Origin of the sequence: Enterobacter cloacae complex sp. 309I3 (assembly GCF_050031595.1) — a bacterium.
In the GTDB taxonomy this organism is placed as follows: domain Bacteria; phylum Pseudomonadota; class Gammaproteobacteria; order Enterobacterales; family Enterobacteriaceae; genus Enterobacter; species Enterobacter cloacae.
Map to the genome: position 1 here is coordinate 205797 of NZ_JBLGWI010000001.1, position 13813 is coordinate 219609.

The 13813-nt window shown below is 55.2% G+C and carries 13 protein-coding genes; 9 read left to right on the forward strand and 4 right to left on the reverse strand.

Annotated features, from left to right (window positions below; translation table 11 throughout):
- Positions 1-49 precede the first annotated feature (49 nt).
- From xylB to ACQG22_RS00985, 3 genes are all read left to right on the forward strand, one after another.
- A complete protein-coding gene (gene xylB / locus ACQG22_RS00975) occupies positions 50-1504 on the forward strand; it encodes a xylulokinase (RefSeq protein ID WP_369706790.1) in 1455 nt (484 codons plus the stop codon).
- 103 nt (positions 1505-1607) lie between these two features.
- Positions 1608-2147 carry an isochorismatase family protein gene (locus ACQG22_RS00980; RefSeq protein ID WP_038418406.1) on the forward strand — a complete coding sequence of 180 codons (540 nt, stop codon included), beginning with the start codon at positions 1608-1610 and terminating at the stop codon, positions 2145-2147.
- A complete protein-coding gene (locus ACQG22_RS00985; protein WP_038982530.1) occupies positions 2147-3067 on the forward strand; it encodes a GlxA family transcriptional regulator in 921 nt (306 codons plus the stop codon). The genes ACQG22_RS00980 and ACQG22_RS00985 overlap by 1 nt, the downstream gene beginning before the upstream one ends.
- Here ACQG22_RS00985 and ACQG22_RS00990 read toward each other — a convergent pair.
- Positions 3060-4055, reverse strand: coding sequence for an acyltransferase (locus ACQG22_RS00990; RefSeq protein WP_029882714.1), 996 nt, complete (start codon positions 4053-4055; stop codon positions 3060-3062). The genes ACQG22_RS00985 and ACQG22_RS00990 overlap by 8 nt on opposite strands.
- 183 nt (positions 4056-4238) lie before the next feature.
- On the opposite strand from ACQG22_RS00990, the gene ACQG22_RS00995 reads away from it, so the two are divergent.
- The 4 genes from ACQG22_RS00995 to ACQG22_RS01010 all read left to right on the forward strand — a co-directional run bounded on the left by ACQG22_RS00995 (position 4239) and on the right by ACQG22_RS01010 (position 9547).
- A complete protein-coding gene (locus tag ACQG22_RS00995; protein WP_023620070.1) occupies positions 4239-4544 on the forward strand; it encodes a YsaB family lipoprotein in 306 nt (101 codons plus the stop codon).
- 160 nt (positions 4545-4704) lie between these two features.
- Entirely contained in the window at positions 4705-5616 is a 912-nt protein-coding gene (glyQ, locus tag ACQG22_RS01000) for a glycine--tRNA ligase subunit alpha (RefSeq protein ID WP_003860141.1), read from the forward strand.
- 9 nt (positions 5617-5625) lie between these two features.
- Entirely contained in the window at positions 5626-7695 is a 2070-nt protein-coding gene (gene glyS / locus ACQG22_RS01005; RefSeq protein WP_013094970.1) for a glycine--tRNA ligase subunit beta, read from the forward strand.
- A gap of 232 nt (positions 7696-7927) precedes the next feature.
- On the forward strand, positions 7928-9547 hold the full coding sequence (locus ACQG22_RS01010; protein ID WP_102752343.1) for an ABC-F family ATP-binding cassette domain-containing protein: 1620 nt from the start codon (positions 7928-7930) through the stop codon (positions 9545-9547).
- Positions 9548-9593: 46 nt separating this feature from the next.
- On the opposite strand, the gene ACQG22_RS01015 is transcribed toward ACQG22_RS01010, so the two are convergent.
- Positions 9594-9881 (reverse strand): HTH-type transcriptional regulator, encoded by a 288-nt coding sequence (locus ACQG22_RS01015; RefSeq protein ID WP_013094972.1) that lies wholly within the window; start codon positions 9879-9881, stop codon positions 9594-9596.
- 331 nt (positions 9882-10212) lie between these two features.
- Here ACQG22_RS01015 and ACQG22_RS01020 point away from each other — a divergent pair, with 331 nt between their 5' ends.
- Positions 10213-10923: a DUF3053 domain-containing protein gene (locus ACQG22_RS01020; protein ID WP_013094974.1), complete on the forward strand. Its 711-nt coding sequence runs from the start codon at positions 10213-10215 to the stop codon at positions 10921-10923.
- A 246-nt stretch (positions 10924-11169) separates the two neighbouring features.
- Positions 11170-11382 carry a transcription antiterminator/RNA stability regulator CspE gene (gene cspE, locus ACQG22_RS01025; RefSeq protein WP_003860775.1) on the forward strand — a complete coding sequence of 71 codons (213 nt, stop codon included), beginning with the start codon at positions 11170-11172 and terminating at the stop codon, positions 11380-11382.
- A gap of 58 nt (positions 11383-11440) precedes the next feature.
- On the opposite strand, the gene ghrB is transcribed toward cspE, so the two are convergent.
- Together ghrB and ACQG22_RS01035 are read right to left on the reverse strand one after the other, a co-directional pair.
- Positions 11441-12415, reverse strand: a complete 975-nt coding sequence (gene ghrB, locus ACQG22_RS01030) for a glyoxylate/hydroxypyruvate reductase GhrB (RefSeq protein ID WP_320702342.1) — start codon at positions 12413-12415, stop codon at positions 11441-11443.
- A gap of 26 nt (positions 12416-12441) precedes the next feature.
- The gene (locus ACQG22_RS01035; protein WP_013094976.1) at positions 12442-13722 is read right to left on the reverse strand and encodes an MFS transporter; all 1281 of its coding nucleotides are present in this window, start codon (positions 13720-13722) and stop codon (positions 12442-12444) included.
- Positions 13723-13813 lie beyond the last annotated feature (91 nt).

Genomic DNA, 13813 nt, shown 5'->3' on the forward strand with positions numbered 1-13813 from the left:
CCGGTAAGCGGAAGCGCCACCGGGCATTTCTGTCAAAGGAGCCACCACAATGTATATCGGGATTGATCTTGGCACATCGGGTGTGAAAGCCATCCTCTTAAGCGAGCAGGGTGACGTGTTGGCAACGCAGACTGAAAAACTGCAGGTTTCGCGTCCGCATCCGTTATGGTCGGAACAGGATCCGGAGCAGTGGTGGCAAGCGACGGATCGCGCAATCAAGGGGTTAGGTGAACAGCACAGTTTGCGTGAGGTCACCGCGCTGGGTATCGCCGGACAGATGCACGGCGCTACGCTGCTGGACAGCCAGCATCGTGTGCTGCGCCCTGCGATCCTCTGGAACGATGGCCGCTGTGCGGAAGAGTGCGCGCTCCTGGAAGAGCGAGTGCCTGCGTCCCGTGACATCACCGGCAACCTGATGATGCCCGGCTTCACCGCGCCGAAGCTCCTCTGGGTGCAACGCCATGAGCCGGAGATTTTCCGTCAGGTGGCGAAGGTCTTACTGCCAAAAGATTATCTGCGTTTTCGCATGACGGGGGATTTTGCCAGCGACATGTCCGACGCCGCTGGCACCATGTGGCTCGACGTGGCGAAACGCGACTGGAGCGAGGCGATGCTGGATGCCTGTCATCTCACCCGTGAGCATATGCCCACACTCTTTGAAGGCAGCGAAATTACCGGCACCTTACAGTCCGCCATAGCGGAACGCTGGAACATGCCTGCTGTGCCGGTGGTGGCTGGCGGCGGGGATAACGCGGCGGGCGCCGTGGGTGTCGGCATGGTTGATGCGGGCCAGGCCATGCTGTCTCTCGGCACCTCTGGCGTCTATTTTGCCGTCAGCGATGGATATCGCAGCAACCCGGAAAGCGCGGTGCACAGTTTCTGCCATGCGCTGCCAGGAAAATGGCATTTGATGTCGGTGATGCTCAGTGCAGCTTCTTGCCTGGACTGGGCGGCGAAGCTGACCGGGATGGCCGATGTTCCGGCATTGATTACCGCAGCACAGCAGGCGGATGAAAACGCTGGTACCGTCTGGTTTTTACCGTATCTCTCCGGTGAGCGTACGCCGCACAACAACCCGGAAGCGAAAGGGGTATTTTTTGGCTTAACCCATCAGCACGGTCCTGCGGAACTGGCGCGTGCGGTTCTGGAAGGCGTGGGCTATGCGCTGGCGGATGGAATGGACGTGGTGCATGACTGCGGCCTGAAACCAGCAAGCATCACCCTGATCGGCGGCGGCGCACGCAGCAGCTACTGGCGCCAGATGCTCTCTGATATCAGTGGATTGCAGTTGGACTATCGTACCGGGGGCGATGTGGGCCCGGCGCTGGGTGCCGCGCGGCTGGCGCAGATAGCCATGAACCCGGAAAAACCACTTTCGCAACTGTTGCCACAGCTCACGCTGGAACAGGCTCATCTGCCCGACGCAACTCGCCACGCGCGATATGCTGAAAGGCGCGATGTGTTCCGCAAAATCTATCAGCAGTTGCTGCCGCTGATGTCATAAGCGTGATTGTCTGTCAGAGGCATGAGGATGTCCTTTTTTGGTCTGTCCGCGTGCCTGTTTCCTCGCCAGTATGTATTTATACCCACTGGCGAGGAGCACCATCATGTCACGTATTGCATTAATCAACATCGATACCCAACAGTCTTTTCATCACCGCGATTACTGGCAGGAGCAAGATGTTCCGGCCTTTCAGCAGGCAATGCTGGGGCTGACAGAAGGCTGCCAGTCGCGCGGTATTCCTGTCGCCGATATTTTCCATGTGGATGAAAAAGGCCCTTTCTCACTGCAAAGCGGCTATGTCAAACCGATGGCCTTTTTACGTCATCAGCCGGATGTGGTTTTCCAGAAACACGTTCATAATGCCTTCACGGATACGGGCCTGGATCGCTGGCTGCGCGAGCGTGATATCAACCAGCTGATCCTATGCGGTATTCGTACTGAACAGTGCTGCGAAACCACCGCACGGGTGGCATCCGATCTGGGTTATGCTGTGACCTTTGTTAGCGAGGCAATGCTCACGTTTCCTATGACGTACAAGGGCGTAACCCTTAGCGCTGCGGAAATTCGTCATCGTACCGAAACGGTACTGTCAGGGCGATTTGCCGCGATTAAAACGGTAGCGGAGACGCTGGAGTCACTGTAATGCGCATCGACGTTTGGTTCGTTATGTTGCCCGGGGTGTTGTCATTAGACATGACTGGCCCGGCAGAAACCTTTGTCCTGGCAGGCGATGCGTTTTGTCTGCATTACATTGGTCCGCAACCTGAGGTGCAAACGTCGATTGGTTTGATGATGAGCGGTATCGCGCCATTACCGGAAAGGCTTCCGGAAGGGAGCCTGCTGGTTCTGCCTGGTGTAAGCGACTCCCGCGTTCAGTTTTCTACGCCGCAGGCGATGCAGATCCAGCACTGGCTGATGCGCCTGCAGCCAGCTATTCAGCGTCAGGATATCACCGTGATGTGCGTCTGCTCAGGGGCTTTGCTGGCAGCAAAATCAGGGCTGCTGAACAACCGGCAGTGCACAACGCATCATGAGGTTATCGACCGTTTACGCGTTGCCGCCCCCACGGCGACGATCAAAGAGAACCGGATATTCGTGCAGGATGAGAATGTCTGGACCAGCGCAGGGATCACCTCGGGTATCGACCTGGCGCTGCATATGATTAACCGTCTGTGCGGGCCAGAAAAGGCGCTGGCCGTGGCACGCGAGATGGTGGTCTGGTTCCGCCGGTCCGGGGACGATCCGCAGCTATCGCCATGGTTACGCTATCGCAATCATCTTCATCCGGCTATCCACCGTGCTCAGGATGCGCTCACCGCAGACCCGCAAAAAGCGTGGAACGTGCCGGATATTGCCGCGCTGGCGCATGTCAGCCCGCGCCATTTAACCCGTCTTTTCCAGACGCATTTGGGGATAAGCGTTCGCGATTACCTGGAGCAGCTGCGTCTGGCGGTGGCGGAACAATGGCTATTGCAGGGGCGCGGCGTGGAGCAGGCCTCACTGGCGGCAGGGTTTTCCTCCCCGCGCCAGTTTCATCGGGCCCGACAGCGCGTCGTTAACTGACGAAGCGGCGGGTGTCTAGCTTCTGTAGCAGCATCGACAGCAACAGGCTCACGACCAGTGTGGCGGAGAAAATCCAGACGATGTCCAGCACTGGCCAGCTTTTGAGTTCAACGCCTCTCGTGCGTAGTGCGTGGATCACCAGCGCGTGAAAACCATAAATCCCCAGCGAGTGCCGCGAGATAAAACCCAGCACGGGAAGAGGGCGCGCATTCAGGGTGTTTTTAACGAGCGTCAGCAGGGAAACGGCACAAATGAAGACCATCGGCCCGCAGTACAGGTACCATGTATCGGCAAAATTGCCGCGCCATTGCAGCTCATGCAGCGTCCCGCGTGAAATGATAATCACCCCGATGATAAACAACGCGCCACATAGCCAGCTGATACCCCGCTTTTGGGTATCCATCATCCCGATGGCGCGCCCCAGCATGCCGTAGAGCACGTAGTAAAACGTATCGCCATTGATGTAGAGGTTTACCGGTAGCCACTCAAAACCGTCGATTTTCTGTGAGACGGTATTCGGATTGGCGATGATTCCTATCACCACCATCAGCGCCAGAAGCATCTTTCCGCTGACGTTTTTTACCTGAATCAACGGTGATACCAGGTAGATAACGATAATGGCGAAGAAAAACCACAGGTGGTAAAACACCGGCTTTTGCAGCAGATATTTGAGTGACAGGCCGGGGCTAATGGAGGTAAACAGCGTGATGTAAATCAGCGCGACGGCGCTATAAAAGCCGAGACACGCGGCGATACGAATAAAATGTCGCGGTTGTGCGCTACGCTCGCCAAAAAAGAGAAAGCCGGAAATCATAAAGAACAGCGGAACGCTGACACGCGACGCGGAGTTGAGAATATTCGCGACATCCCAGTTAACAGGGCTGATACTGTGTGCGTTCGTAACATACCAGGTCGTCGTGTGGATCATCACCACCATCAGACACGCTATTCCTCGCAGATTATCAATCCAGCTAATTTTTGACTGCATCAGTTCCTCTTTTTCCCTGTAAATAGAGTGTGACTGCTATTGTGTAAAAGTCTTTCCTTGGAAAAATCTGAGTTTTATAACGCGGACTTGTCTGGCCATCGCGAGATTCGCAGAATGCCAGACCGTAATCTATAAAAGCTTTGCTACTAAAAATAACAGCCACTGACCGGGTCGGTAATAAAAATGATGATGAAGCGTGTGGGGTCACTCTTTCTGCTGGTGGTACTGGCCGGATGCAGTACGCCTCAGGAAGCACCTGCGCAAAAAGCGCAGCAGGGCAAAATGAGCCCGGAACGTTCGTTGAATATGGAACAGCTGTGTAAAGATCAGGCGGCTCACCGCTATAACCTGGATACCCAGAAAATTGATGTCACCGGCTTTGAGCGTTTTCAGGGCAGCTATGAGCTTCGGGGCCATACCTCTCGTAAAGAGGGCTTTGTCTGCTCGTTTGATGCGGACGGCCAGTTTTTACATCTCTCCATGCGCTAATCTGCTCGCATAATCGACAGCCAGACGCTCGACGCGTTCTGGCTCGAACGCTTATTTCCCAATTTTCCCTAAACAACCCCGTTTCGTACTGTATATCTTGCAGCCAGCGGGTATACTGGTCCCTTCCATTTAAAACCACACGTATCCAGCACGAAATACTATGCAAAAGTTTGATACCAAGACCTTCCAGGGCCTGATCCTGACCTTACAGGATTACTGGGCTCGCCAGGGCTGCACCATTGTTCAACCTTTGGACATGGAAGTCGGCGCAGGCACCTCACACCCGATGACCAGCTTACGCGCGTTGGGGCCAGAGCCAATGGCGACTGCTTATGTGCAGCCTTCCCGTCGTCCGACCGATGGCCGTTACGGCGAAAACCCGAACCGTCTGCAGCACTACTATCAGTTCCAGGTGGTAATTAAGCCATCGCCAGACAATATTCAGGAACTGTACCTTGGGTCACTGAAAGAGCTGGGTATGGATCCGACCATTCACGACATTCGTTTCGTGGAAGATAACTGGGAAAACCCAACGCTGGGTGCCTGGGGGCTGGGTTGGGAAGTGTGGCTGAACGGCATGGAAGTGACCCAGTTTACCTACTTCCAGCAGGTTGGCGGTCTGGAATGTAAGCCGATCACCGGTGAAATCACCTACGGTCTGGAACGTCTGGCAATGTACATTCAGGGCGTGGACAGCGTTTACGACCTGGTCTGGAGCGACGGCCCGCTGGGTAAAACCACTTACGGCGACGTGTTCCATCAGAACGAAGTGGAGCAATCCACCTATAACTTCGAATACGCGGACGTGGACTTCCTGTTCACCTGCTTCGAGCAGTACGAGAAAGAAGCGCAGCAACTGCTGGCGCTGGAGACTCCGCTGCCGCTGCCTGCCTACGAGCGTATTCTGAAGGCCGCCCACAGCTTCAACCTGCTGGACGCCCGCAAAGCGATCTCCGTGACTGAACGTCAGCGCTACATTCTGCGTATTCGTACCCTGACCAAAGCCGTTGCAGAAGCTTACTATGCGTCCCGTGAAGCCCTTGGCTTCCCGATGTGCAACCGAAACAAATAAGAGGCGGCCATGTCTGAGAAAACTTTCCTGGTGGAAATTGGCACCGAAGAGCTGCCACCAAAAGCCCTGCGCAGCCTGGCTGAATCTTTTGCTGCGAACGTGACTGCCGAGCTGGATAACGCTGGCCTGGCGCACGGTAAAATTGAGTGGTTTGCTGCTCCGCGTCGTCTGGCGCTGAAGGTAGCAAATCTGGCGGCATCTCAGCCGGATCGTGAAGTGGAAAAACGTGGCCCGGCGATTGCCCAGGCGTTCGATGCGGAAGGTAAGCCAAGCAAAGCGGCAGAAGGCTGGGCGCGCGGTTGCGGTATTACCGTTGACCAGGCCGAGCGTCTGACCACTGACAAAGGCGAATGGCTGCTGTATCGCGCTCACGTAAAAGGTGAACGCGCAGAAGCACTGCTGCCAAACATGATCGCCACTTCGCTGGCTAAGCTACCCATTCCTAAGCTGATGCGCTGGGGCGCGTCCGACGTACACTTCGTGCGTCCGGTACACACCGTGACCTTGCTGCTGGGCGACACCGTTATTCCGGCAACCATTCTGGGCGTGGCGTCCGATCGCGTCATTCGCGGGCACCGCTTCATGGGCGAGCCAGAGTTCACCATCGACAATGCCGACCAGTATCCGCAGATCCTGCTGGAGCGCGGTAAAGTCATTGCTGATTACGAACAGCGTAAAGCTAAAATTAAAGCGGACGCAGAAGAAGCGGCGCGCAAGATTGGCGGTAACGCTGACCTGAGCGACAGCCTGCTGGAAGAAGTCACCTCGCTGGTGGAATGGCCGGTTGTGCTGACCGCGAAGTTCGAAGAGAAATTCCTCGCGGTTCCGGCAGAAGCGCTGGTATACACCATGAAGGGTGACCAGAAATACTTCCCGGTTTATGCCAACGACGGCAAGCTGCTGCCAAACTTTATCTTCGTGGCGAACATCGAATCGAAAGATCCGCAGCAGATTATCTCCGGTAACGAGAAAGTGGTGCGTCCACGTCTGGCGGATGCGGAGTTCTTCTTCAATACCGACCGTAAAAAACGTCTGGAAGATAACCTGCCGCGCCTGCAGACCGTGCTGTTCCAGCAGCAGTTGGGTACGCTGCGCGACAAGACCGACCGTATCGCGGAGCTGTCCGGCTGGATCGCCCGTGAAATTGGCGCGGACGTTAACCATGCCACCCGTGCGGGTCTGCTCTCCAAGTGCGACCTGATGACCAATATGGTCTTTGAGTTTACCGACACCCAGGGCGTTATGGGTATGCACTACGCGCGTCACGATGGCGAAGCGGAAGATGTGGCGGTCGCCCTGAACGAACAGTATCAGCCGCGCTTTGCAGGCGATGAACTGCCGTCTAACCCGGTTGCCTGTGCGGTCGCGATTGCCGATAAAATGGATACCCTGGCGGGGATCTTCGGTATCGGCCAGCATCCAAAAGGCGACAAAGACCCGTTCGCGCTGCGTCGTGCGGCGCTGGGCGTGCTGCGTATCATCGTTGAGAAGAACCTGAACCTCGATCTGCAGACTCTGACTGAAGAAGCGGTGCGTCTGTACGGTGACAAGCTGACCAATGCCAACGTGGTGGATGACGTGATCGACTTTATGCTCGGTCGCTTCCGCGCGTGGTATCAGGACGAAGGTTACACCGTGGATACCATTCAGGCGGTGCTGGCGCGTCGTCCAACGCGTCCGGCTGACTTCGATGCGCGTATGAAGGCGGTTTCTCACTTCCGTACGCTGGAAGCGGCATCTGCCCTGGCGGCGGCGAACAAGCGTGTCTCCAACATTCTGGCGAAATCTGACGAAACGCTGAACGAGCGTGTGAACGCCGCGACGCTGAAAGAGCCGGAAGAGATCGCCCTGGCGATGCAGGTTGTGGTGCTGCGTGACAAGCTGGAGCCATACTTCGCAGAAGGCCGTTATCAGGAAGCGCTGGTAGAACTGGCGGAACTGCGTGACGTTATCGACGCCTTCTTCGAAAAAGTGATGGTCAACGTGGAAGATAAAGATCTGCGTATTAACCGTCTCTCTATGCTCGAAAAACTGCGTGAGCTGTTCCTGCGCGTGGCGGATATCTCGCTGCTGCAGTAATGTGCCCGCCGGGCATGTACAGGCTAAAAACCCGCTTCGGCGGGTTTTTTTATGGCGTGCGGGTGAAAATTTAATCTTGAAATGGTCAACATATTACCGCTATCCTTATCGGCGTTAACTTTCTCCCTCAGGAGCGCATTCCGAAAATGAACAAACACGACTGATGAATTTCGATCCTTGCTAAACGCGACCGCGTCGGCAGGGGATGTTTTGATTTCATTCAGGAGTGCTTATGGCTCATTTTGCGCAGTCCCCTTCTTTTATTTTGCATCAGGTCACCTGTCAGTTTGCGACGGGCGATATTCTTTTTGGCCCGCTGAACCTCTCTCTGGAGACATCCCTGTGTGCGCTCGTTGGTCGTAATGGCAGCGGGAAAACGCGTCTGCTGCGCATGCTGGCGGGGCTGGATGAACCTGCCAGTGGTCATATTGAGCGTTTTGCCTCACATGTCTATGTGGCACAACAGCAGGATATCTCCCCACAGACAACGCTTGCTGAACTGCTTGGTTATGACGCGATTTTTGCAGCGCGTAAGCGCATCGATCGCGGCGATTACCAGCCTGACGATCTGGAGATGCTCGACGGCTACTGGGATTTAGCAGAACGCCTGAACGAGGCGTTTCTCCAGGCGAAACTGCCACCGTTTGACCCCGATAAACCTGCCGCCGAATTCAGCGGTGGCGAGCGGATCCGTGCCCTGTTGTGCGGTGCATTTACGGCTGAGGCGGATTTCCTGTTGCTGGATGAACCCACCAACCATCTGGATCGACAAGGCCGGGCGTGGTTTTACGACCAGTTGAGCCGTTATCAGGGCGGCGTGCTGGTTGCCTCTCACGATCGTGAGCTACTGGCGCAGGTGCCACGTATTCTTGAGCTGAGCGCCTCCGGGCTGCGCAGCTACGGCGGCAATTATGCAGACTATAAACAGCAACGGGATGCCGAACAGCAGGCTGCCCGCGCGGCGCTGGAGCATGCGGCAACGGAGCGCAAACGCACCCGCGCGCGAATGCAAAAAGAGCATGATGACAGCCAGCGGCGTTCGGCGAAGACCATACGCACGGTCGATACCCTGAATATCGCGTCGTTTGAGCGGGTCAAATATAAAGCGGCGGCAAAAGAGCGTATCGGCTCGTGGAAAAAACAGCACAGCGATCAAAACGATGCGCTGAATGCCGCGGTAAACAAGGCGCGGGAACGGGTTGAAGAAGACGCCCCGATCATGTTTACCCTGCCAGGAAGCCAGATTGCTGAGGGAAAACAGGTGCTGGTGCTGGAGGAACTGCAATTGCCGCATGTTTCACTTCCACCAATGAACTGGCGGATGGACGGCCCGATGCGCGTGGCGCTCAGGGGGCCCAATGGCTGCGGTAAATCAACGCTGTTAAAAGTCATCCTCGGTGAAACCGCACCCCGTGCAGGCAGTTGTAAGGTATCGGTGACGTGTGCGTATCTCGATCAGCACCTGTCGCAGCTGGATCTGACGCAGTCGGTGATGGCACATCTTAATCTGAGCAATACGCCGCTGGAAGAGGGGACGCTGCGCACCCGCCTGGCACAGCTTCAACTGGGGGCGGATAAAGTCTCACTGCCGCTGGCAGAGTTGAGCGGAGGTGAGCGTCTGAAAGCCGCCCTGGCCTGCGTGTTGTGGCGCGAGCATGCCACGCAGCTTTTACTGCTTGATGAACCGACCAACCATCTGGACCTGGCATCGGTCCAGGCGATTGAAGCGGCGCTGGCCGGTTTCCCCGGAGCACTGCTGGTGGTGTCCCATGATGAAAGCTTTCTGCAAGGGTTGGCGTTAACGCATGAACTGGTGTGGGAGGAGACGGGCTGGCGTTGTGAAGGCCTTTAAAACACAAACCCCCGCAAAGGCGGGGGCGGTAATTCACGGTACTGCATCACGCTATCTGTTTGCTGAGTGCAGGGTTGGCCTGAATCAGGCGCATCAGCTTTAACTCGGTTGGCGTGGGTTTCTCTCGTTTCGACTCCCACTCCAGCACCATCGCTACGCTGACACCCATCGCTCTGGCGAATTCATCTGTTTTTAAACCTGTCCCTTTGCGCAATTGCTCATATTCTGTAAAGGGATTGGATTTCTGTTGCAGGGTTACTGTCTGCGGTACATCTTTAAAAATAATCTGTTCCAGGCTGCTCAGCAGCTCAAACTCAGGATCTTTATATTCCATTGAGAACTCCTCTTAAATCACACACCGGGATCAAGAACATCAGAGAGCCCATTAAGAATAGTCCCTAATACAAACGAAGGATCATCACGCTTGTGATTAATCGTGCGGTAACGATCGCTTTATCCGTTTCAGCTATGCGGATAGTTATGCTAATTACCTGATTAACCATATGTCGGCTTCGCCAGGTATTTTTTTGTAAAGAGTAAGAAATAAAATGGCAATAGCCGTTTTGCATGAAAAGAGTATCTTGCAGCGCTGACCTGGACTATCCTTGTCAGCGTTGGGCACGCGTGTGCCGATGTGCGCTTTTTTGGGTGAAAGGAGTAATGAAATGGCGACAGGAAAGTCCTGCTCTCGCTGGTTTGCGCCTATTGCGGCGTTGTTGATGGTTGTTAGCCTGAGTGGGTGTTTTGATAAAGAAGGCGATCAGCGCAAAGCGTTTATCGATTTTCTGCAGAATACAGTGATGCGCAGCGGCGAGCGTTTGCCGACGCTGACTGCGGATCAGAAAAAACAGTTTGGCCCCTTCGTGTCTGATTACGCCATTCTGTATGGTTATTCACAGCAGGTAAGCCAGGCGATGGACTCCGGCATTCGTCCGGTTGTGGATAGCGTTAACGCCATCCGTGTCCCGCAGGATTATGTCACCCAACGTGAACCGCTTCGCCAGTCTAACGGTGCGCTCGGCGTGCTGAGCCAGCAATTGCAGAACGCGAAAATGCAGGCTGACGCGTCACGTTCCGCGTTGAAACAGGGCGACGATCTCAAACCGGTCTTCGACAAAGTGTATGAGAAAGTGGTGACCAAACCTTCGGATGCCCTGCAACCGCTGATCCCCGCCGCGCAGATCTTCACGCAGCAGCTGGTTCAGGTAGGGGATTTTATCTCCCAGCAGGGAACGCAGGTGAGCTTTGTTGCCAACGGTATTCAGTTCCCAACCTCGCAGCAGGCGAGTCAGTACAATACGCTGATTGGGCCGCTGGCCTCTCAGCACCAGGCCTTTAGTCAGGCGTGGAGCGCAGCCGTCGCTGCCACAGAATAAACCGAAAAAACCCCGCTTCAGGCGGGGTTTTTTACTTATGACTAAAATAACGCTTGTCATTCCTCTACCACATCGGTATAACTGTTCGTGTCGGTTTGTTACACAGACCTAAAGCAGTTTAGTAAAGCAGTCCAGATTGTTATCCATAGATACCCTTCGTAGTGACCCTTCCTTCATCGCTTAAAAATCTGTAACGCAACCCATCAAGCCGGAAGGCACAATATATTTGTTAATTAAGGTAATTCTATGTCTGCTAAAATGACTGGTCTGGTAAAATGGTTCAACGCTGATAAAGGTTTCGGCTTCATCACTCCTGACGATGGCTCTAAAGACGTGTTCGTACACTTCTCTGCTATCCAGAACGATGGCTACAAATCTCTGGACGAAGGTCAGAAAGTGTCCTTCACCATCGAAAGCGGCGCTAAAGGCCCAGCAGCTGGTAACGTTGTAAGCCTGTAAGCTTCCAACCCAGTAGCAAAGAATTTAAAAACCCGCCTTCTGGCGGGTTTTTTCGTTTCTACTGTTGGACCTGTGGATTGACGCAGTTTTTCTCCACGTTTCCGTTCAGCGCGGCGATCAGATTATCCACCGCGGTGGCCGCCATGTTGTAACGCGTCTCGTGCGTCGCAGAACCAATATGGGGCAGCGCGACCACGTTAGGCAGCGAAAGCAGCGGCGAATCCACCGGCAGCGGCTCCTGTTCAAACACGTCCAGACCGGCCGCATGGATCTCACCGTTTTGTAGCGCCTCAATTAACGCCTTCTCATCAACGACCGGGCCACGACCCGCATTGATGAAAATGGCGGATTTCTTCATCTTTTCAAACGCCGCTTTGCCAATCAGATGCCGGGTTTCGTCCGTCAGAGGCAGGATCAGACAGACAAAATCCGCTTCCTGCAACAGCGTATCCAACTCGCAATAGCGGGCGTTGAAGCGTTCTTCGGCTTCGCTGTGATGGCGACGTGCGTTATACAGAATCGGCATGTTAAAACCGAAATGCGCACGCTGCGCCAGCGCCAGGCCGATCCGGCCCATGCCAACAATCCCCAGCGTTTTGCCATGAACATCCACACCGAACCAGTCCGGGCCGATGCTTTTTGTCCACTCGCCCGCTTTGACGCGCTCGGCCACCTCCACCACGCGGCGGGCAGTGCTGAGCATCAGCGCCATCAGCGTGTCGGCCACGGTCTCCGTCAGGGCATGTGGCGTATGCATCAGCAGGATGTTGCGCGCGTTGAGGGCGTCCACGTCAAAATTGTCGTAACCCACGGAAACGGTTGAGGTAGCACGAAGCTTCGGCATTTTTTCCAGCAACGCGACATCCACTTTTTCGCTTGAACCCAGCAGGCCTTCGGCCCGGGCGAACGCCCCGGCGTGTTGTGCCACCGTGTCCGGGCTTAGGTTCTTCACCTGCGTGACGGTGAAGTGTTCTTCCAGGCGTTTTTGCAGATCATCAGGCAGTGCTTTATACAAAATGACGGACGGCTTCATGCTTATCTCCGTTGATTTTTAATGATTCAGGCGTGGCGTGCGCCGACGGGGAGTTGTTGATTATTAGCAGGCTTAACAATCAGAGTAAGCCATACTGAGGCGAAAAGCGCCACTCCCATAAAGATGTATGAGGCTGACGGGCTGCCGGTTGCACCGTTCAGGTAACCAACGAACCAGGAGCCGCAGAACGAACCGAGCGCACCCATACTGTTAATCAGTGCCATCGCGCCGCCTGCCACATTACGCGGCAGCATCTCCGGGATGATGGCGAAGAAGGGACCATACGGGGCGTACATCGCCGCACCGGCAATCACCAGCAGCGTATAGGAGACCCAGAAGTGGTTTGCGCCCACGGCCCAGGAGCCGATGAAAGCAAAGGCAGCGATCAGCAGCAGTGGCCAGACAAACAGCTTACGATTTTGCAGTTTGTCCGATGCCCAGGAGACGATGATCATCGCGATAGTTGCCGCCAGATAGGGCACGGAGGAGAGCCAGCCGACTTCCACCATACCGAGATTTTCCCCGCCGCTGCGGATAATTGACGGCAACCACAGTACGAAACCGTACACGCCTATACTCCAGGTAAAATACTGCGCGCACAGCAGGATCACGTTGCGGGAGCGGAAGGCTTCGCCATAGTTACGCACCGCCTTCAGCCCTTGCTGCTCTTTATCCAGCTGCGCCTGCAGTGCGGCTTTTTCATCTTCGGAGAGCCATTTCGCCTGAGCTGGTTTATCTTTTACCAGCACCCACCAGCAGAAGGCCCAGATGATTGCCGGCACCCCTTCGATGATAAACATCTCACGCCAGCCGAAAGACTGGATCAGGTAGCCGGACACCACTGACATCCACAGTACGGTGACCGGGTTACCGAGGATCAGGAAGGTGTTCGCACGGGAACGTTCAGATTTGGTAAACCAGTTGCTGATGTAGATCAGCATTGCGGGCATCACCGCCGCCTCAACTACCCCAAGGATAAAGCGAATAGCGGCCAGGGCAGGGATATTATTGACCACGCCGGTAAGCGACGCGCAGGCGCCCCACAGGATCAGACAGACGAAGATCAGCTTACGCACGCTGCGGCGTTCGGCGTAGATCGCGCCGGGGATCTGGAAGAAGAAGTAGCCCAGGAAGAAAAGGGCGCCCAGCAGAGATGAAATACCTTTGGTGATCCCGAGGTCTTCGGTGATCCCCGCGGCGGATGCGAAACTGAAGTTGGCACGATCAAGGTACGCCAGGCTGTACGTGATAAACACGATTGGCATGATGTACCACCAGCGTTTTACTGCATTGGTCGAACTGTTCATAGGCTTGCCTCTGTTGTTGAGGTGGTTACCGCCGTTGTCTGTAGGGTACACGGTGGTTTAATTATATGTGCGGGTCGTTGCCCTCACCCTG

Coding starts and splice junctions, on each gene's coding strand:
- glyS (WP_013094970.1), top strand. CDS start 5,626: ATGTCTGAGAAAACTTTCCTGGTGGAAATTGGCACCGAAGAGCTGCCA.
- glyQ (WP_003860141.1), top strand. CDS start 4,705: ATGCAAAAGTTTGATACCAAGACCTTCCAGGGCCTGATCCTGACCTTA.
- ACQG22_RS01035 (WP_013094976.1), bottom strand. CDS start 13,722: ATGAACAGTTCGACCAATGCAGTAAAACGCTGGTGGTACATCATGCCA.
- ACQG22_RS00990 (WP_029882714.1), bottom strand. CDS start 4,055: ATGCAGTCAAAAATTAGCTGGATTGATAATCTGCGAGGAATAGCGTGT.
- ACQG22_RS01015 (WP_013094972.1), bottom strand. CDS start 9,881: ATGGAATATAAAGATCCTGAGTTTGAGCTGCTGAGCAGCCTGGAACAG.
- ACQG22_RS01010 (WP_102752343.1), top strand. CDS start 7,928: ATGGCTCATTTTGCGCAGTCCCCTTCTTTTATTTTGCATCAGGTCACC.
- ghrB (WP_320702342.1), bottom strand. CDS start 12,415: ATGAAGCCGTCCGTCATTTTGTATAAAGCACTGCCTGATGATCTGCAA.
- ACQG22_RS00980 (WP_038418406.1), top strand. CDS start 1,608: ATGTCACGTATTGCATTAATCAACATCGATACCCAACAGTCTTTTCAT.
- cspE (WP_003860775.1), top strand. CDS start 11,170: ATGTCTGCTAAAATGACTGGTCTGGTAAAATGGTTCAACGCTGATAAA.
- ACQG22_RS01020 (WP_013094974.1), top strand. CDS start 10,213: ATGGCGACAGGAAAGTCCTGCTCTCGCTGGTTTGCGCCTATTGCGGCG.
- ACQG22_RS00995 (WP_023620070.1), top strand. CDS start 4,239: ATGATGATGAAGCGTGTGGGGTCACTCTTTCTGCTGGTGGTACTGGCC.
- ACQG22_RS00985 (WP_038982530.1), top strand. CDS start 2,147: ATGCGCATCGACGTTTGGTTCGTTATGTTGCCCGGGGTGTTGTCATTA.
- xylB (WP_369706790.1), top strand. CDS start 50: ATGTATATCGGGATTGATCTTGGCACATCGGGTGTGAAAGCCATCCTC.